General features: G+C 66.7%; 16 protein-coding genes. 4 read left to right on the plus strand and 12 right to left on the minus strand.

Going from position 1 to position 18,325, the window contains the following annotated elements:
• Positions 1-29: 29 nt before the first annotated feature.
• Positions 30-1,295 carry a hypothetical protein gene (locus tag RDCOP1_RS10455; RefSeq protein WP_072700105.1) on the plus strand — a complete coding sequence of 422 codons (1,266 nt, stop codon included), beginning with the start codon at positions 30-32 and terminating at the stop codon, positions 1,293-1,295.
• The gene (locus RDCOP1_RS10460) at positions 1,282-4,095 is read left to right on the plus strand and encodes an FtsW/RodA/SpoVE family cell cycle protein (protein WP_072700107.1); all 2,814 of its coding nucleotides are present in this window, start codon (positions 1,282-1,284) and stop codon (positions 4,093-4,095) included. Before RDCOP1_RS10455 ends, RDCOP1_RS10460 begins: the two co-directional genes overlap by 14 nt.
• A 17-nt stretch (positions 4,096-4,112) precedes the next feature.
• Here the strand turns inward: RDCOP1_RS10460 and RDCOP1_RS10465 are convergent, their stop codons facing one another.
• The 12 genes from RDCOP1_RS10465 to RDCOP1_RS10520 all read right to left on the minus strand — a co-directional run bounded on the left by RDCOP1_RS10465 (position 4,113) and on the right by RDCOP1_RS10520 (position 16,300).
• Positions 4,113-5,102, minus strand: coding sequence for a rod shape-determining protein (locus tag RDCOP1_RS10465; protein WP_072700441.1), 990 nt, complete (start codon positions 5,100-5,102; stop codon positions 4,113-4,115).
• Between the two features lie 189 nt (positions 5,103-5,291).
• Entirely contained in the window at positions 5,292-6,728 is a 1,437-nt protein-coding gene (locus RDCOP1_RS10470; protein ID WP_072700109.1) for an NAD-dependent succinate-semialdehyde dehydrogenase, read from the minus strand.
• On the minus strand, positions 6,725-8,104 hold the full coding sequence (gabT, locus tag RDCOP1_RS10475; RefSeq protein WP_072700111.1) for a 4-aminobutyrate--2-oxoglutarate transaminase: 1,380 nt from the start codon (positions 8,102-8,104) through the stop codon (positions 6,725-6,727). Before gabT ends, RDCOP1_RS10470 begins: the two co-directional genes overlap by 4 nt.
• A gap of 36 nt (positions 8,105-8,140) precedes the next feature.
• A complete protein-coding gene (speB, locus tag RDCOP1_RS10480) occupies positions 8,141-9,082 on the minus strand; it encodes an agmatinase (protein ID WP_072700113.1) in 942 nt (313 codons plus the stop codon).
• A 26-nt stretch (positions 9,083-9,108) separates the two neighbouring features.
• On the minus strand, positions 9,109-9,870 hold the full coding sequence (locus RDCOP1_RS10485; protein ID WP_072700114.1) for a class II aldolase/adducin family protein: 762 nt from the start codon (positions 9,868-9,870) through the stop codon (positions 9,109-9,111).
• A complete protein-coding gene (locus RDCOP1_RS10490) occupies positions 9,867-10,850 on the minus strand; it encodes a PDR/VanB family oxidoreductase (protein WP_084722547.1) in 984 nt (327 codons plus the stop codon). Before RDCOP1_RS10490 ends, RDCOP1_RS10485 begins: the two co-directional genes overlap by 4 nt.
• Entirely contained in the window at positions 10,847-12,052 is a 1,206-nt protein-coding gene (locus RDCOP1_RS10495) for an aromatic ring-hydroxylating oxygenase subunit alpha (RefSeq protein WP_072700116.1), read from the minus strand. Before RDCOP1_RS10495 ends, RDCOP1_RS10490 begins: the two co-directional genes overlap by 4 nt.
• Positions 12,049-12,939 (minus strand): sugar phosphate isomerase/epimerase family protein, encoded by an 891-nt coding sequence (locus RDCOP1_RS10500; protein WP_072700118.1) that lies wholly within the window; start codon positions 12,937-12,939, stop codon positions 12,049-12,051. The genes RDCOP1_RS10495 and RDCOP1_RS10500 overlap by 4 nt, the downstream gene beginning before the upstream one ends.
• Positions 12,936-13,910, minus strand: coding sequence for a C-terminal binding protein (locus RDCOP1_RS10505; protein WP_072700120.1), 975 nt, complete (start codon positions 13,908-13,910; stop codon positions 12,936-12,938). Before RDCOP1_RS10505 ends, RDCOP1_RS10500 begins: the two co-directional genes overlap by 4 nt.
• 20 nt (positions 13,911-13,930) lie before the next feature.
• Positions 13,931-14,701 (minus strand): amino acid ABC transporter ATP-binding protein, encoded by a 771-nt coding sequence (locus tag RDCOP1_RS10510; RefSeq protein ID WP_072700122.1) that lies wholly within the window; start codon positions 14,699-14,701, stop codon positions 13,931-13,933.
• On the minus strand, positions 14,698-15,462 hold the full coding sequence (locus tag RDCOP1_RS10515; protein WP_084722548.1) for an amino acid ABC transporter permease: 765 nt from the start codon (positions 15,460-15,462) through the stop codon (positions 14,698-14,700). The genes RDCOP1_RS10510 and RDCOP1_RS10515 overlap by 4 nt, the downstream gene beginning before the upstream one ends.
• 4 nt (positions 15,463-15,466) lie before the next feature.
• Positions 15,467-16,300 (minus strand): transporter substrate-binding domain-containing protein, encoded by an 834-nt coding sequence (locus RDCOP1_RS10520; protein WP_084722549.1) that lies wholly within the window; start codon positions 16,298-16,300, stop codon positions 15,467-15,469.
• Positions 16,301-16,548: 248 nt separating this feature from the next.
• Here RDCOP1_RS10520 and RDCOP1_RS10525 point away from each other — a divergent pair, with 248 nt between their 5' ends.
• Together RDCOP1_RS10525 and RDCOP1_RS10530 are read left to right on the plus strand one after the other, a co-directional pair.
• A complete protein-coding gene (locus RDCOP1_RS10525; protein ID WP_072700126.1) occupies positions 16,549-17,484 on the plus strand; it encodes an Lrp/AsnC family transcriptional regulator in 936 nt (311 codons plus the stop codon).
• On the plus strand, positions 17,481-18,170 hold the full coding sequence (locus tag RDCOP1_RS10530; protein WP_143152193.1) for a 3-phosphoshikimate 1-carboxyvinyltransferase: 690 nt from the start codon (positions 17,481-17,483) through the stop codon (positions 18,168-18,170). Before RDCOP1_RS10525 ends, RDCOP1_RS10530 begins: the two co-directional genes overlap by 4 nt.
• The last annotated feature ends 155 nt before the right edge of the window (positions 18,171-18,325 follow it).

Here is an 18,325-nt window from a genome sequence, read left to right on the forward strand (position 1 = left end):
CTGGGGGACTAGCAGTTTCAGGATGTGCGATGATCGAGGCACTCGTGGGGATCCACGCGACGGATGGCGAGCCCGACCAGGCTCGGTCTGGACCGCCGACACGAACCGACGACGATGCAGACGTGGTCGGCGTCTCCCTGGAGAGGCTGCTCGCGATCGCGAAGCTGACCCCTGCGCAGGCGGCCGTGCTCGTCACCGATGTGGTCGATCAGGTCGGGTCGGCACACGAGCCGGGGCGTTCTCGGGCGAGTTTTCGAGCAAATGCCGTGACGGTGTCCGGCAGCGGGCACCTCACGATCGAGCGCGGCGAGAACGCGGGATCTCGGGACGAGGTCCGTGATGCGCTCGCGGTCCTGCTTCGAGAGATCGCGGTGAACTGTCGCAGCGCCGCATTTGCGGACCAACTGGACGAATCGATCGCCGAGGCGTCGGACCCGGTCGTCCTCGCGCAGCTCGTGCGTAGCACTGTCGCAACAGAATTCGGTCCGGACGAGGTGGAGGCGACGCGGCGTCAGCTTGCAGCGCTCGTCTCGGCGGTGCTGGGACGGGGACGTGCCCGTCCGGAAGGTCGAGGGCACGAACGGCCGGACGCGCCGGATCAGCCGCCCCCGGCCGCCGGATCCTCTCTTGCCTCGCCCGGCTGGCAGCCACCCACAGGGAAGATCTGGCATCGCAGGAGAAGGCGACCCTCGTGGCGCCGAGGTCTACTCGCGCTGCTCGCCCTCCTCGCACTCGCCGGGATGGTGTGGGTGGCTCCGAAAGCATGGTCGGAGCTGAGGCAGGGATGGAACACCCTCCTCGACCCCGGGGAGTCGTCGATGGACGATCAGATCAGTCCGGTTTCGCCGCCGCCCCCGGCACCCGACGCCGCATCCCCTCCGGCCGAGCCGGGGTCCACCGAGCCGGGCCCCGTCCCCGTCGATCTCCCGGGTGAAGCCGGACCGATCACCCGGATGGTCGCGAGCTTTGCCAACGGCGCCTGTGAGCCGGGACGATCGTGCAACCTGCGCGTGGACGTCGGTGTCGATCCCGCAGCGAATGTCGGTGCGGTGACCTGGAATCTGACCGTCTACGACAGATGTACGGGTGCGGTCGGTCCGGGTGGCGAGGTCACGGTGCCGGTACCGCCCGGCGCGCAGGAGGCCTACGGCGTCGGACGCGTCGACCTGCCACCGGGCTCTGCGCTGGCTCTCGCCGCGGTCAGCACGGCTCCCGCTGCCGCCGCGTCGGAGCCGCTGTACGTGCCCGCCGAGAACGTCACCTGCCCGCCGGGAGGCTCTCGTGCAGGCGGATAGGCGCCGATCCGATCCCTGGCTCGTCGCTGCGGCAGTCGTCCTGGTCGCTCTCGGCGTGCTCAACATGTGGACGACGGGAATGACGGCACCGGCAGTGCGTCACGCGGTTCTCGCGGCCGTCGGCCTCGGCGCCATGTGGGCGACCTCGAGAATGCGGATCGCTACCCTGAGCCGTTTCGGCTGGATCCTCTACATCGTCTCGGTTGTCCTGCTCGTGGCGGTGCCGCTGATCGGGATCGCGACGATGGGCGCGCAGCGCTGGCTGAATCTCGGCGTATTCACCCTGCAGCCCTCCGAGATCGCCAAGCTCGCGCTGGTTCTGGTGCCCGCATCGATACTCGCTCGTGACTACACGGTCCGCAGGTTCCTGGCGGTCCTGGCGGTTGCGTCCGTGCCGATCGCGCTGGTCGCACTGCAACCCGACCTGTCGACGGCCGTGGTCCTCGTCTTCACCGTGGTGCTCATGCTGATCCTGGCCCGGGTGCCGATGCGGTCACTGCTCCCGCTGTTCGCGCTCGGCGTCGCCTCGCTACCGCTGGCGTTGCTGTTCCTCCGCCCGTACCAACTCGATCGGATCAATGTCTTCCTCTCGCGCGACGCGGATCCGCAGGGTTCGGGCTGGGCTGCCTGGCAGGCGGACATCGCGATCGGCAGCGCGGGATGGTGGGGCCTCGGCCGGGAACCGGACTACGGCCTCCGGGCCACCTACTTGCCCGAATCCGAGCACGACCTGGCCTTCGCGAGCTTGGTGTACGGATGGGGTCTGGTCGCCGGACTGGCCGTCGTGCTGGCCGTCGTGGTCATCGTGTGGCGCGCCGTCCTCGCTGCCCGACACGCACGGACGAGGGAAGCGGCACTCGTCGCGGCAGGTGTCGCCGGACTGTTCGGAATTCACACGGTGGTCTCGGTCGCCCAGAGCCTGTCGCTGCTGCCGCACACCGGCATGCCCATCCCCTTGTTCAGTTACGGGGGCACCGCCTCGATCGTCGGATTCGTCTCCCTCGGCCTGGTGCTCGCGGTGCGCCGCGACGGCGTGACGCGGTCGCTGTGGGCCACCGAATCCCGGAAGCGACGGCTCCCTCGCGGAGTGTCGACGAGCGCGGTGGCGGTGACCGCGTCGCTCGTCGCGATGTCGATGTTCGCCTGGCAACTCCAGACCGCTCACGGCGGCGATCTGCGGGCCACCAGCGACACGCAGATGCTGCGCTGTCTCCGCCTGCCTGCCGAACGAGGTGACATTCTCGACCGAAACGGTGTTCCGGTCGCGGTCAATGTCGCCGAATACTCCGTTGCGGTGGTTCCGCGGATGTTCGCCGACGGTGACCCCGGGATAGGCGACGAACTCGCCGCACTCCTCGCCATCACGCCTGACGAACTCGCGGACGACCTGACGAGCGCGGAACAGGAGATGCAGCTCGTGCTCGGACGCGTCGGGGCCGAGCAGGCCCGGCGAATCGTGGATGCCCAGCTGCCCTGGGTGCTCGTGTACCCGACCGGACGCAGGCAGTACCCGCAGGGGGAGTCGCTGGCGTCCGTCCTCGGGTACGTCGGGACCGCGGACGAGCAGGGCATGCAGTACTGGCCGAACCTCCCGCTCGGAGCGCGGGTGGGCAAGGCGGGACTCGAGATGCAGTACGACGCGTTGCTCCGCGGCGTCGACGGCCGGCAGTGCATGTACGTCGATCCGTCCGGGCGTCCGGTCGGCACAGGGGAGAGGGTGGACCCGGTACGGGGTCACGACCTGCGGTTGCACCTCGATCTCGGCATGCAACAGGCCGCGACCGATGCGCTCGCACAGGCAATGCGCACCAGCGGAGGCGACCTCGGTGCCGCAGTCGTGATGGATGCCCGCACCGGTGGGGTGCTGGCACTGGCAAGTGTTCCCGGCTACGACAACAACGTCTTCGAACCACCGGTCGACCCGGTTGCGCTCGCGGCGCAAACCGAGGGCACGGGGCCGGGTCGGATGCTCAACCACGCTGCGCAGACTGCCGTGCCTCCGGGCTCGACGTTCAAGATCGTTACCGCCGCGGCGAATGCGTCGTCGCACGTGTTGTCGCCGGACACCGTGCTCGCGGGCGGCGCCTCCTATGCCTACGGAGGGCACACTTTTGCGAACTGGCAGCCCATGGGCGGGAACAGTCTGCTGGGGGCCATCCAGTGGTCGGACAACGTCTACTTCTACCAGCTCGCCGACCTCCTCGGCCCCGAGCGCATAGCGGCGACCGCGGGTGAGCTGGGTGCCGGCTCGCCGACCGGCATCGATCTGCCTAACGAGTCCGCGGGTTTCCTCGGCACACCGGAGAACGTCGGCAGCATCGGTGGGGCCTGGTATCCGGGTTCGACCCTGTTGATGGGAATCGGTCAGGGCACCGTCAGCTCGACCCCGCTGCAGGTGGCGCGCTGGACGTCGGGCATCGCCTCCGGTGCGATGGTGACGCCCCAACTCGCAGCGTCCTACGGGCCGGCGGAGGGTGTGCCTGTTTCGACCGAGGAACCGCATCGACTGTCCTTCGCGGACGAACTCGGACCTGTGCGAGCCGGGATGCGGGCATCGGCCGCCGCCGGCACCGCCGGCCAGCTCGCGAGCCTGCCGGTGCCTGCCGGGGCGAAGACCGGTACCGCCGAGGATCCCTCGGCCCCCGGAAAGGGCCTCAATGCCTGGTTCTCCGCGGTTGTGCCCTTCGATGCACCCGAGGTCGTGGTGACGGCACTCGTGCGGGGCGGTGGATTCGGTTCGGCGACATCGGGTCCGGTGGTCAAGACTCTGCTCGAGCGCTATCTCGCGGAGACCCGCTGACCGACGACACCCCTGAATCAGGCGCTGTAGGCGGCAACCACCTCGGGGTGGTCCATGCAGGCGGTCGCGCCTTCCGCAACGCAGGTGAGAGGACGCTCGGCTGTCTTCACGGGAAGGCCGAAGGCTTCTTCGAGCAGTTGCGGCAGACCCCGCAGCATCGATCCACCGCCGATCGCCAGCATGCCTTCTGCCATTACGTCACCGATGGCCCGCGCCGGTAAGTCGTCGAGGCACGCGGACAGCGTCTGCACGATGCTCGTCATGGTGGGGCGCACCGCATCCATGATCTCCTCGGTTTCGAGAGTGACCAGCCGGACCCGGCCGGTCGCGGCGTCACGGCCCTCCACCACGAGCGGCTGTTCCTCGGCGGTCTCGGGTGCTCCCACCTTGGCCCGCTCCGCGGTGAATTCGCCGACGACGAGTTCGTGTTCCGCACGCAGGTAGCGGAGTATCGCCCTGTTCAGGTCGTTTCCCGCAATTCGGCAACTGCGGTGCGACAGGACACCGCCGTAACAGAGCGCAGTGACTTCCGAAGTGCCACCGCCGATGTCGACGACGAGATGGGTGGACGGCTCGAGCGGATTGAGACCGCAGCCGAGGGCGCCGGCCACCGGTTCCGGTACCAGGCCGACCTTCCGCAGACCCGCCTCGTGTGCGACTTCGAGCATCGCGCGACGCTCGAGCGGGGTCACGCCGGCGGGAACCGCGACGACACCCGTCGGCCGTGTACCGAATCGGCGGCGGGGGGCGGCCCGCTCGAGAACGGCACTGACGAACGTCCGAGCCGTCCCGAGATCCACGATGACACCGTCACGTATCGGGTGAATCGCCGTTATTCCGGAGGGAATACGGTCGACGAGGTCGCTCGCCTCGTGGCCGATCGTGAGCGCTTTGTGGGGTTCCCTCGTCCGAACCATCAACAGCGACGGTTCGTTCAGGACTATGCCGTCTTCGGGAGTGCCGACGACAGTATTGGCTGTTCCGAGATCGATACCGAATCCACGCACGTCGGCCTCCGAGCGGATCACCCGCGAGAATGTTCAGATGCTGTTCAGCGGCATCCGAAGATGTCGAATAGCACCAAGGCTACCGCTGTCGAATTCGCCTCGGCGCGTTGTTCGCCGGAATACATGACAGTCGGTTGGGCGGATGTCCCGCTCGTCGGGGATGACCGGATCAGGGGAGCGAGAATTCGGCTACAGCGCGACGTACTTGGTCTCCAGATACTCCTCGATCCCTTCCGTGCCACCCTCACGACCGAACCCCGACTCCTTCACCCCGCCGAACGGGGCGGCGACGTCGGAGACGACTCCTCGGTTCACGCCCACCATCCCAGCCTTCAGCGCCGACGCGACGCGCATCGCGCGGTCGAGATCGCGGGTGTAGAAATATGCGGCTAGGCCGTATTCGGTGTCGTTTGCAGCGGTGATCGCTTCGGCCTCGGTGTCGAAGGTGGTGATGGCGACGACCGGGCCGAAGATCTCCTCGCGCACCACACGGGCGTCGGCGGGAACCTGGTCGAGAACGGTGGGTGGGTAGAAGGTGCCGGGGCCGCCGGGGACAACGCCGCCGACCAGGAGACGCGCGCCTTGCGCGATCGCATCGACGACCAGCTCGTGTACCCGGCCACGCTGCACAGCGGTGATGAGGGGGCCGAGGTCGGTGCCGTCGTCGAGACCGTGGCCCATCCGCAGTGCGGACATCCGGGCGACCAGTCTTTCGGTGAAGTCCTCCGAGACCTCTTTCGCTACATAGAAGCGGTTCGCGGCGGTGCACGCTTCGCCACCGTTCCGCATTTTCGCCGCCATGGCGCCGTCGACGGCGGCGTCGATGTCGGCGTCGTCGAACACGAGGAACGGTGCGTTGCCGCCGAGTTCCATGGAGGTGCGCAGCAGGCGGTCGGCTGACTGGCGAACCAGCAGTTTGCCGACGCCGGTGGAGCCGGTGAAGGTGATCTTCCGCAGGCGCGGATCGGTGATCAGAGATTCGGTCAGCGCGGCAGCGTCCGAAGTCGGCAGGATCGACAGCACCCCTTCAGGGAGTCCGGCGTCGGCGAAGACCTGTCCGAGCATCAGCATCGTCAAGGGTGTCTCGGCAGCGGGTTTGACGATGATTGTGCAGCCCGCAGCGAGCGCGGGGCCGATCTTGCGAGTTGCCATGGCCAACGGGAAGTTCCACGGAGTCACCGCCAGGACAGGCCCGACGGGTTCTTTGGTGACCAGGATTCGGCCGTTGCCGGAGGGTGGCGTGGTGGTGCGCCCACCGATGCGTACGGCTTCCTCGGCGTTCCACCGCAGGAACTCGGCACCGTAGTTCACTTCGCCGTGGGCCTCGGCGAGGGTTTTGCCCATTTCGAGAGTGATGGTGCGGGCGAAGCCGTCGGCACGTTTCTTCACGAGTTCGAATGCGGTGCGGAGGATTTCACCCCGCTCACGAGGGGGTTTTGCTGCCCACGCGGCTTGCGCTTCGTCGGCAAGATCGAGAGCCCGCGCACTGTCTGCGGGGGACGCGTCGGCGACCTCGGCGAGCGTCTCACCGGTCGCGGGATCCTCGACGGGGAACGTGGCACCCGTGGATGAGGTGGTGAGAGTGCCGCCGAGCCACAGCCGGTTCGGAATGTCGAGCGCGGTCACTGCGGGGCTCCCACGAGCGCACCCGCGACAGCGCGGACGGCGTCGCCGAGAACCTCGAGCCCGTCGAGGAGCAGGTCGTCGGAGATCACCAGCGGCGGCAGCAACCGGATGACGTTGCCGTACGTGCCGCACGTGAGGAGGATGACGCCCTCGGCGAGCGCCCGAGCGGCAATCGCCGCTGCAGCTTCGGGATTCGGCTCACGGGTGCCGGGAAGGACCAGCTCGATTGCGAGCATCGCACCGCGACCACGGACCTCGCCGATCACATCCACCTCGTCGGCGAGGGCGCGCAGACGTTCGGTGGCGATCTGCTCGATGTGCCGCGCGCGGCCACACAGATCGAGTTCTTCCATTCGTTCCATGGTGGCGAGCGCGGCGGCGCACGCGACCGGGTTGCCACCGTAGGTGCCGCCGAGTCCGCCACCGTGCACGGCGTCGATCAGATCGGCGCGGCCCGTGACCGCAGCGAGTGGCATACCACCCGCGACACCCTTGGCGATGGTCACGAGGTCGGGCACGACGCCCTCGTCGTCACATGCGAACCACCGGCCGGTGCGGGCGAGGCCGGTCTGCACCTCGTCGGCGACGAAAACGATGCCGTGCGCTTTGGCCCAGTCGGCGAGCGCGGGCAGGAAGCCCCGGGCGGGAACGATGAATCCGCCCTCGCCCTGGATCGGTTCGATCACGATCGCCGCGACGTTGTGCGTTCCGATCTGCTTGTCGATCTGCATGATTGCGCGCTGTGCCGCCTGAGGACCGGAGATCGGAGTGCCGTCGTGATTGAGGTCGTCGCGGAACGGGTACGACGCCGCCACCCTGTGGACGTCGGCCGCGAACGGGCCGAAACCCTCCTTGTACGGCTTGTTCTTCGCGGTCATCGCCATCGTCAGGTTGGTACGCCCGTGGTAGCCGTGGTCGAAGACGACGACGGTCTTGCGTCCGGTGGCGACGCGGGCAATCTTCACCGCATTCTCCACGGCCTCGGCGCCGCTGTTGAACAGCACCGTGCGTTTGGCGTGGTCGCCCGGGGTGAGCTCGGCGAGCTTTTCCGCAACAGCGATGTAGCCCTCGTACGGGGTGACCATGAAGCAGGTGTGAGTGAAGTGCGCCGCCTGCTCCTGGATCGCCTTCACCACAGCGGGATCCGAGGCGCCGACGGAGGTGACGGCGATTCCGGAGCCGAGGTCGACGAGCGAGTTGCCGTCGACATCGATGATGATGCCGCCGTCGGCGTCCGCCGTGTAGACGGGGACGGACGACATGACCCCGGCGCCGACGGCATTGCGCCGACGCTCGGTCAGCTCGACCGACCGTGGGCCGGGCAGGTCGGTGACGAGGCGACGTTGCTGGGGGATGCGGTATGCGATCTCGGACATCGACGGGCCTTTCGGTGGAGCAAAGTGAGGAAGAGGTCAGGCCTTCGGCAGGGCCATGGCGGAGAGCAGTTCGTAGCCGACGTGCGCGGCCGCGATACCCGTGATCTCGGCGTGGTCGTAGGACGGGGACACCTCGACGATGTCGGCGCCGACGAGATTCGTTCCGGCAAACGCGCGCAGCATACGCAGCAATTCCCGGCTCGTCATGCCGCCGGCTTCGGGGGTGCCGGTGCCCGGGGCGTGGGCGGGGTCGAGCACGTCGATGTCGACGGACACATACACCGGCCGGTCGCCGATGCGAGCCAGCATCCGCTCGATCGCCGCAGCGACACCGTCGATTTCGATCTCTGGTGAGGTGACGGCGGCGAAGCCGAGCATCTTGTCGTCGGACAGGTCCTGGTCGCTGTAGAGCGGCCCGCGGGTGCCGATGTGCATGCTGGCCTCGCGGTCGATCAGGCCCTCCTCGGACGCCCGGCGGAACGGCGTGCCGTGGGTGATCGAGGCGCCGAAGTAGGTGTCCCACGTATCGAGGTGCGCGTCGAAGTGGACGACGGCGACGGGGCCGTGGCGACGCGCGACCGAGCGGAGCAGCGGAAGGGCGATGGTGTGGTCACCGCCGATGGTGAGCAGGCGCGTGCCGTCACCCGTCAGAGCGTCGGCGCCACGTTCGATGTCGGTGACGGCCTCGTCGATGTTGAACGGGTTGCACGCAATGTCGCCGGCATCGGATACCTGCATCTCCTTGAACGGTGAGACGTCCAGCGCCGGGTTGTAGGGGCGCAGCAGCTTCGAGGACGCGCGGACGTGTGCCGGTCCTAGTCGGGCGCCGGGCCGGTAGCTCACACCGGTGTCGAAGGGGACACCGACGATCGCGACGTCGGTGCTGGTGACCTCGTCGAGGCGGGGGAGGCGCGCGAAGGTGCCGGGACCGTTGTAGCGGGGAACCTGTGAGGCGTCGACGGGTCCGATGGGGCTCATGGTGGAAGGTCCTTTGCTGGAAGGTGTCAGTCGGCGTAGCCGGGTGCGATGCGGTCGACCAGGCGCAGCAGCGCGGCCCACGCGAGGTCGGCGCCCGGGTCGGCGAAATCGTCGCCGGTGTTCGTGCCGGTGAGTTGACGTGCGCTGCGTTCGCACACGTTCGGTGGGGGCAGGATCAGTGGTCCGGCCGCAGCGGCGGTGACCTGGATCTCGCACGCCCGGTTGAGGTAGAACATGCGCAGAAATGCTTGCGCTGCAGTGCTTCCTACAGTGAGAAGCCCGTGGTTGCGGAGGATCATGACGGGGTGGTCGCCGAGATCGGCGACGAGGCGGGCCTGTTCGTCGAAGCTCAGCGCGACGCCTTCGTAGTCGTGGTATCCGACGCGGTTGTAGAACTCCATCGACATCTGGTTGACCGGAAGCAGACCGTCGGTGGTCGCCGCGACCGCGCAGCCCGCCCTGGTGTGGGTGTGCATCACACAGTGCGCGTCGGGTCGTGCGGTGTGCACTGCGCTGTGGATGACGAAGCCGGCCGGGTTGACCACGGCTCCGGTGTCCCCGATGGGTTGTCCGGAAGGATCGACGACCACCAGGTTCGACGCCGTGATCTCCTCGAAGAGCAACCCGTACGGGTTGATGAGGAAGCGCGGTTCCGGTCCGGGCAGCCGCAACGAAATGTGCGTGAAGATCAGGTCGGTCATTCCGAAGTGTGCGACGAGCCGGTACACGGCGGCGAGATCGCGGCGCAGCCGCTGTTCCTCGGCGGATTCGATGTCGAGAACGGTCACAGGTCCAGCACCGCCTTCGATATCGGCCGGGACACGCAGGGGAAGAAGCACTTTCCTTCTGCTCGTTCCTCGTCGAGGAGGATGTTGTCCCGGTGTTCGATCTCCCCGGACAGGACACCGACTTCGCAGCTTCCGCACGTTCCCTCACGGCACGACCACATGACGTCGGCACCCGCGCGTTGGAGAGCGTCGAGGACCGATTCGTCGGCGGCGACCTCCACCACGGCGCCGTCGACGCCGAGTTGGACCGAGCACGTCGTCGACGCCGTGTCACCGGAAGGAGCGGCGGCAGGTTGTGCCGGTGCGGGATCGAAGGATTCGGTCCGCAGCACCTCGGCCGGGAGCAACTCGGTGAGTTCGGTCAGCATGCGCTCGGGCCCGCACGAGTACACGAGCGTGCCGGGGATCTCGCCGGAGAACAGGGTGGGCAGATCGAGACGATCGGCATCGCCGCTCGGATACAGGTGAACCGGAGCGCCCGTCGCGGCCAGCCGTTCGACGAATGCGACCGGCGCGTCGCCCGAGTATGCGTAGTGCACCGAGACGTGCGCGCCACGCGCCGCGGTCAGTTCGATCATCGGCAGGAGCGGTGTGATGCCGATACCTCCGGCGACGAAGATGTAGCGAGACGCATTCTCGAGCGGGAAGTGCTGACGTGGGCCCTGTGCCCGCAGCAGGTCGCCGGGACGCAGTGTCGAGTGGACGTAGGCGGAGCCACCGCGTGAGTCGGTCGCGGCGCGCACCGCGACCGTCCAGGTCCGCAGGTCGGAGGGGTCGCCGCACAGTGAGTACTGGCGAGTCAGGCCGGGGGAGAGTTCGAGGTCGACGTGGGCGCCGGGTTCCCATTCCGGCATCGGTTCACCGGTGGGATCGGCAAGAGTGACCGACAGAATTCCCTCGGCCTCCCAAGCGATTCCGGTGACGCGGACGGTACGAGTGCGCGACGTGCGTTCGATCGAGGACTCGAGAAGTGCGGTCATCGGTAGCCTGCCTTGGTTGCGACGCGATCCTGGAACACTGCCGTGACCTGGTCCCAGTGCGACACCAGGTTCGTCGAATCCGAGCCGGGGGAGTTCCGGCCGATCTGCAGACGGTGCAGCATCGGCATGTCCTGTTCGTTGACCTCCCACAGCACCTCGCACAACTGGGCGCGGGTCTCGCTGTAGTCGTCTCCGGCGGCGGACGAGTCGACGAAAATCGACATGTACTCGACGGTGCGGTTCGGTGCGACGGGGTGATAGCCGATGACCTGGAACCAGTCGGCCTCGAGGAAGACCAGGGCATTGGGGAAGAGGCAGAAGATGTCCTGCCGTTCGAGCCGGTCGGCGGGCACGTCGCCGAGCCACGGCAGCGACTTCGACGTCTTCTCGGCCTTGCCCGCTGCACCGCGCGGATAGCTGCCGCCCATGATGTCCGGGTGCAGCGCTATGTCGTCGACATCGAGGGAGACGGTGACCGGACCGACCTGAGGATGGACGAACGGCAGGTGGTAGAAGTCGAGGAAGTTCTCGACGATGAGCTTCCAGTTGGCGTCGACGTCGAACTTCTTCTCCCCGGCAAGGTGGAGCCGGCTGAAGTCGATGTGCGACCAGCGGCTCAGCAGCGGCTCGAGGTGCGCGGCAAAGCTCTCCGCGCACGCTTGTGGGTCGGTGTCGGTGGCGGACAGATCGATGAAGATCATCCCGGCCCAGGTGTGGCTCGCGACGAGCAGCAGGCTCAAACGCTCGGCGGTTTCCGGATCGAGCTTCGACCGCCGCTCACGTGTGTAATACGGTGCGGCAGCGAGTGTTCCGTCGAGCTTGAACGACCAGCAGTGGTAGGCGCACTGGATGCGGCCCTGCACGACGATCGGATCCTCGGTCAGTGCCATGCCGCGGTGGCGGCAGGAGTTGTGGAACACGCGGATCTGTCCGTCGTCGCCGTGTACGAGCAGGAGTGGTTTCCCGCCGATGGTCACAGGATGCACCGAGCCGACCTCACCCACCCAGTGCTCGTAACCGGCCCACACCCATCCGGACGAAAAGATCCGGTCCTGTTCGAGGGCGAACTCCTCGGCGCCCGTGTAGGCGCGCGCCGGGACGAGGGCGCGACCGGTGGGCATAGCGGGCAGCGGGCCGTCGATCACGATGTTGCCGGTCGATGTGGTGGTCCGTTCCGGTACCGGAAACTGAAGGGTGCTCATCGTGACGCTCCTCGAGAAGTGATGGTGGTGGTGTGGTCCGTCGCCTCTGCGAACGCGGCGACGGCACGGTCGCGCAGAGTCAGGGTGTCGGCCCACCGGTCGGACAGTTCGATGCCGTCGCGGTCGGTAATGGCGTACGGAGTGGTGCCCAATTCGGTGCAGAACATGACCGGCGCGTCGCTCGCCTCTCGGGCGCGACGCTCGAGGACAGCGGTGAATGCGCGTGTCCACCAGCCGGTGAACAACTCTTCCCACTCGCGGTGCTGCGGGAACCCGAGCGGGATCTGCACCTGGCACCGGGTGGCGATGCGTCCCTGGACGGATTCGGCGCGGGCGAACAGCGCTTCGAGGTGCTGCTCGATCTCGGGAGTCGGCGTCACCGGGATCTCGCTGCCTGCCACGTAATGTGACAAGTCGATCGCGAGGTTGACGTCGTCGTCCAGGTCCTGCAGCAGACGCGTCGTGCGGCGCATGTCGTCGGTGAGAGTGTTCCGGTGGGTTTCGAGCTGCATCGCGACACCCGCGGCGCTGCTCCGACGGTGCCAGCGGTGCACGGTCTCGACGACCTTCGCATCGTCGGGGTCGAAGACGCACCCGCACACCACCATCCGGTCCGCACCGATGGTCTCCGCGTAACGGAGCGCGGCGTCGAGATCGGAATCGTCGCGGAGAAAGGCGAACACCGCGGTCTGCAGCGGGCGATCGCGGAGCAGGGAAGCGAGAACGTCGGCGTCGGGTTTGCCCCGGGCGCCGAGATCGACGGCGACCCCGTCGAAGTTCTCGCCCACGAGCTGATCGAGTTGCTGCGCAAGGGTCCACGGTGCACCGCGCCACGGCAGATCCTCCATCGCCCACAGGGACTGGAACATCTCGAGCCGAATACTCATGCGATCACCTCGTTCGGGGTGGTGGGCTTCGTGACTGCGTGGGACGGGCACCCGGTGCGGTACCACTCGACGACGTTGGCCGCCTGCATGCGGACGTACTCGCGTGCGGTCCGGTCCGACAGGTACGCCACGTGCGGGGTCAGCAGGACGTTGGGATGCTCGGCGAGGCGGTCGCCGGGAAGGGGTGGCTCGGTATCGAGCACGTCGAGAGCGGCACCGGCCAGGTGACCGGAGTCGAGGGCGTCGGCGAGGGCATCGGAGTCGACGATGCCGCCACGGGAGACGTTGATCAGCCACGAGCCCGGTTTCATCGCAGCGATCAAGTCGGCGTCGAACAGTTTCTCGGTGGACTCGTCGAGCGGCAGGTGGATGGAGACGACGTCGGACTGTGCGACGACGTCGGCGAGTGACGACGCTGTCACTCCCTCGGGCACCTGCCGGCCGGCGCGGTCGACGCCGAGGACCGATCCGACCGAGCCGGCCGCGAGCGCGGCGACCTCGCTGCCGATCCGACCGAGTCCGACGAGCCCGAGGGTGGTGTCGGACAGCCGGCGCGGTGCGTACCGTGGCCGGTCGAGCCAGTCACGACGGCCGTGCAGTGTGAAGAAGTCGAGCCGGCGTACCGCGGCGAGCGTCAGTGCCCAGGTGTGGGTCGCTACCTCCGTGGAGGCGATGTCTCCTACGGTCGCCACCCACACGTCGTGCGCGGTGGCCGCGTCGACATCGACGGAGTCGTAGCCGCGCGAGAGCATCGAGATGATTCCGAGACCGGGCAGCCGCTCGATGAGGTCGGCATGGACCGGGGCGTAACCGACGAGGAGTGCGGACGCATCCGTCGCCGCCGCCACGATGGTGTCGGGGTCGCGGGTTTCCAGTACGCGTACCTCGAAGCCTTCGGCCTCCAGCAGGGCGATGCCCTCCGAGGGGTCGAGGTCGTCGAGATCCGTGTAGACCGCGATCGGGGATGCCATGATGCTCCGTTCGGCGTGGATCAGTGGATGTGGGACAGGAAGGCGCGGGTGCGTTCGTGCTCGGGTGCGGTGAAGAACTGCTCGGGCGGTGCCTGCTCGACGATGACCCCGCTGTCGAACAAAGCGACCTCGTCGGCGACTCTGCGCGCGAAGCGGGTCTCGTGGGTGACCACGATCATCGTCATGCCCTGCTCGGCAAGATCTTCCATGACGGTGAGCACCTCGTTGACCAGCTCGGGATCGAGGGCCGATGTGGGTTCGTCGAACAGCATCACCGAGGGATCGAGGACCAGGGCCCGGGCGATCGCGACGCGTTGTTGCTGCCCGCCCGAGAGCTCCGACGGGTAGTGCCGCATGCGCTGGGACATTCCGACCCGTTCGAGCATGCGTTCGGCACGGTCCACGGCTTCCGCCTTCGATACGCCGTGGACCTCGGTGAGGCCGAGGATGACGTTGTGGAGCACGTCGAGGTGTGCGAACAGGTTGAACTTCTGGAACACCATCCCGATGTCGGTGCGCTCGCGTGCGAGCTTGCGCTCCGGCAAGGGGATGGAGCGTCCGTCGCGCCCGGTAGCCACACCGATTTCTCTGCCGCGGAGCAGAATCGAACCGCTGTCGACCGGTTCGAGCAATGCCATCAGGCGGAGGATGGTGGACTTTCCGGAGCCGGACGGACCGAGCACCGCTTTGACCTGGCCGGGTTCGATCGCGAAATCGACGCCCTTGAGGATTTCGTTCTTGCCGTACGTCTTACGCAGCCCGACGGTCTCGAGCAGAGGGATGCTGGTCATGTGGATACCGCGTCTTTCTTCGTCCCGACATCCTTCTTCTTGCCGGTGTTCTTGCTCGTTCCTGCTGCCACGGAGTCGATTCCGGCCGACACCCAGCGGTATCGGCGTTCGATCAGGGTCTGCACACCCATGAGGGCGCTGACGATGACGAGGTAGTAGACCAGTGCGGCGCTGTAGTACTCGGCATACCGGAAGGTCGTCGACACACCGACCTGGGCGGTCGTGAGCAGTTCGCGGAGCGAAATCACCGATGCGATCGAGGTGTACTTGAGCATTGCGATGAATTCGTTGCCGGTAGGCGGCAGTGCGACCTTGATCGCTTGGGGAAGAACGACTTTCAGGAGGACCTTGTGCGGGGGAAGTCCGATGGCCCGGGCTGCTACCCGCTGGCCGTCGTCGACGCTCAGAAGCGCTGATCGGAGGATCTCCGCCATGTAGGCGGCTTCCACCACCGCGAATCCGACGAACGCGGCGATGAACGGGCTGAACCAGTTCTCCCGCAGAGCGGGGAACAACTGAGGGCCGGCGTTCCAGATGATCAACAGCACCAGCAGTGTCGGGATGGCGCGGAAGAACCACACATACGCTCCACCGACCGTGCGTGCGAGCCGGTTGTCGCTGATGCGCAGCAGTGCGACACCGAACCCGATCACCGTCGCGAAGAGCATCGATACGGCCGCGAGTGCTATCGACAGCCAGGCGCCCCGGAAGAACTCGGACGAGGTCAGGGCTGTGAAGAAGATGTTCCAGTCGAAGGCCATGGCGTCACCCGGTAGTGATGCGGGAAGGATCGAGGCCGTAGTCGGCGGCGATGCTCGCCAGTGTTCCGTTCTCGTCCAGCGTGCGGAGACCCTCGGCGACCGGCCCGCTCAGGGGTGAGCCCTTCTTGGTGAAGACACCGAACGTGGTGTCCACCGGGAACACGTCATCCACCGCGACGAGGGCACCATTCGACTTGGAGACCATGTCGACCACCGCGACGTCGGTCTCGATCAGGGCGTCGGCCTTGCCGTTGGTGACCGCTGCCACCGTCTCGGCGGTCTTGGGGTAGGCCTGGATCGTGATGCCCGGCTTGCCGGCAGCCTCGAACTCGTCCGACAACGCCTTGACGGTCAGCTCGTTGCTGCCGCCACCCTGAACGGCAACGGTTTTGCCGGAAAGGTCATCGGTGGTGGTGATCGAGGTGTCACCGCTACGGACGATAAGGCCCGGTCCCGTTTCGAGGAACGGGGCACCATCGGCGACCTCGAGGCGTTCGGGACTCATATAGAGCGCGGTCCACAGGATGTCGCACCGGCCTGCCTGCAGCGCCGGCATCAAGCCGTCGAACGCGGTGATCTGCCACTTCACGTCGACCTCCCAGAGGTCGGCGAGGGCCTTTGCCCCGTCGGAGGTGAAGCCGATCGGGTTGCTCGTGTCGCCTTCGGCGAAGTACTCCATCGGGGGGTATTCGGGATCGGTGCAGAACGTCACCTCACCGCCGCGCATCAGCCCGGCGGGGGCTGCCCCGTTCGCCTCACTCCCTGCGGATTCGCCTCCGCATGCCGCGAGAAGCAGGGCGATGCCGGTTCCGGCTGCCAACAGACCTGGTTTTCTCATTGATCAATCTCCTGTCGAAGCGCGGATGTAAAGCAACGCCTACGGGTCGGCGTCGGTACCCGTTCGGTTGGAATGAAATCTAGGAAATGCGATATGTTCTGTCCATGACCAAATTTGTGCAGTACAGGTCACAGAATGAGTTTTAGGAAACAGAAATCTAGATGTTGGTCACTAGATGAGGGAAAAGTGGGGTATCGACTGATGGAACGTAAAACCGAAGTGCATCGGATCTCGTTTGTAAACATCCGATGACCAGCCCCGTAACATTCGCTGTGCAAGACCTCGATGCACGCATCCTCGAGGAGTTGCGACTCGACGGCCGCATCGGTCGCAACGAACTGGCAGCCAAGCTCGAGGTCTCGCGTCCCACCGTGTCGAAGAGGCTCAACGCCATGCTCGAGAGTGGCCGGGTGCGGGTCGTGGGAATCGTGCATCCCTCGACAATCGGGCTGGACGCACTCGGGCACGTCGCCATCGCCGTCGACCAACCGGTGCGGCAGGTTGCAGCCCGTATCGCAGCTCTGCACGACGTCCCCTATGTGTCGCTGACCAGCGGCGGATACCCACTGATCGCGGAAATTCGCACCGCCGGCGCGGCTCGGCTCGCCTCATCGCTCGAACGCATCCGCAGCATCGACGGGGTTCGTGAGACGAATACCCTCGTGTACTCGGACCTCATCGTCGACATCGGCCGACCGGACAAAGTGCCGGCCACGAGGCTCGACCATTTGGACGTCCGGTTGCTGGGAGTGCTGCAGGACGACGGACGAGCGTCGTACACCGAACTCGCCGAGGCGACAGGGACGTCGCCGGGCACCGCCCGCCTCCGGGTCAAGCGCCTGATCGACGACGGAGTATTGCGTATCGGGGCGCTCGTCGGCGCGGGACAACACGAGTCCGGAGTCGCAGTCGGGTTCGGCATCCGGGCAACCGGACGTATGTCGGATCTTTCGTCCACCATCGCCGAGATCCCCGGCGTCAGATTCCTGGCCAGCACGATCGGGCGATTCGATCTACTGGGTACCGTCCATGCCACCCGCCTCGAAGACGTCGTGGCCTCGCTCGATACGGTGCGGGCACTCCGGTCCGTTCTCGACGTGGACAGCTGGGTTCATCTCCACACCGTGAAAGAGCGATACAACAACGTTCCGGCGCTCTCCACCATCAGGGAGGAACAATCGTGACGACCATTATCGACTTGCCTTGGGCGGCCATACCCGTGCGGGGCCGCACGACAGTCTCTCGTCATGACTCCCTCGCGTCGACAACCGCATTGCTCCTCGCGGGGGTCGTCACCGGCGGCACGGTGATGGTGCGTGAACCATTGAACTTGGATCCCGGCACCGCACGCGGGTTGCGCGCAGCCATCGCCTCGACCGGCGCGTACGTCGTGGCGTCGGCCGATGGGGTGACGGCGACAACCCGTGCGACGGCCGGTGAACTGCCGCAGTTCCGCTGCTCGGTGCCCGCTGAGGTGCTTCCGTTGTACGCGGTGGTCGCCACCCGGGCCGCCGGCGAGTGCGTTCTGTCCTGCACGGACGGGATTGCGGGGGAAGCCCTTCCGATTCTCGCGGAACTCGGAATCACCGCCCGCGACGGAGAGACGGGCCTTGTCGTCTCGCCCGGATTGGCCCGGACGGACGACGCGGTCGCCCCCGGAGGAGACGTGCGTGTCGCGCTGGCCGCATTGCTGGCGGCGCTCGTTCGACCCGGCGGGCGTCTCTGCGACTCCGCAGTACTCGACGCGGCGCTGCCGGGGTTCCTCGAACGTTGGAACGCGTTGCTCCACGCCGACGAGTACTTGTTGCCGGGCAGTGCACTGCTTCCGGGCGACTACACGAAGCGGTCGTCGTCCGAAATCGGCCACTGAGCGTCTTCGTCCTTCCGACTCCTGGGGTCGGGAAAACGATGTCGCGGAATCTGGTGCTACGAATGGGCTGGTCGATAGACAAAGGAGAGATCGGCAGGGACCGATCAATTGTCCTGCAGTGGTGTAGGTGCGAATGAATCCCTACCCGCTGCGGG

It is taken from the genome of Rhodococcus coprophilus NBRC 100603 (assembly GCF_001895045.1).
GTDB lineage: Bacteria > Actinomycetota > Actinomycetes > Mycobacteriales > Mycobacteriaceae > Rhodococcus > Rhodococcus coprophilus.

What these genes read in the sequence shown, in the direction of transcription:
- RDCOP1_RS10510 (WP_072700122.1), bottom strand. Translation starts at nt 14,701, where the DNA reads ATGACCAGCATCCCTCTGCTCGAGACCGTCGGGCTGCGTAAGACGTAC.
- speB (WP_072700113.1), bottom strand. Translation starts at nt 9,082, where the DNA reads ATGAGCCCCATCGGACCCGTCGACGCCTCACAGGTTCCCCGCTACAAC.
- RDCOP1_RS10495 (WP_072700116.1), bottom strand. Translation starts at nt 12,052, where the DNA reads ATGAGCACCCTTCAGTTTCCGGTACCGGAACGGACCACCACATCGACC.
- RDCOP1_RS10520 (WP_084722549.1), bottom strand. Translation starts at nt 16,300, where the DNA reads ATGAGAAAACCAGGTCTGTTGGCAGCCGGAACCGGCATCGCCCTGCTT.
- gabT (WP_072700111.1), bottom strand. Translation starts at nt 8,104, where the DNA reads ATGTCCGAGATCGCATACCGCATCCCCCAGCAACGTCGCCTCGTCACC.
- RDCOP1_RS10525 (WP_072700126.1), top strand. Translation starts at nt 16,549, where the DNA reads ATGACCAGCCCCGTAACATTCGCTGTGCAAGACCTCGATGCACGCATC.
- RDCOP1_RS10505 (WP_072700120.1), bottom strand. Translation starts at nt 13,910, where the DNA reads ATGGCATCCCCGATCGCGGTCTACACGGATCTCGACGACCTCGACCCC.
- RDCOP1_RS10455 (WP_072700105.1), top strand. Translation starts at nt 30, where the DNA reads ATGATCGAGGCACTCGTGGGGATCCACGCGACGGATGGCGAGCCCGAC.
- RDCOP1_RS10490 (WP_084722547.1), bottom strand. Translation starts at nt 10,850, where the DNA reads ATGACCGCACTTCTCGAGTCCTCGATCGAACGCACGTCGCGCACTCGT.
- RDCOP1_RS10515 (WP_084722548.1), bottom strand. Translation starts at nt 15,462, where the DNA reads ATGGCCTTCGACTGGAACATCTTCTTCACAGCCCTGACCTCGTCCGAG.
- RDCOP1_RS10500 (WP_072700118.1), bottom strand. Translation starts at nt 12,939, where the DNA reads ATGAGTATTCGGCTCGAGATGTTCCAGTCCCTGTGGGCGATGGAGGAT.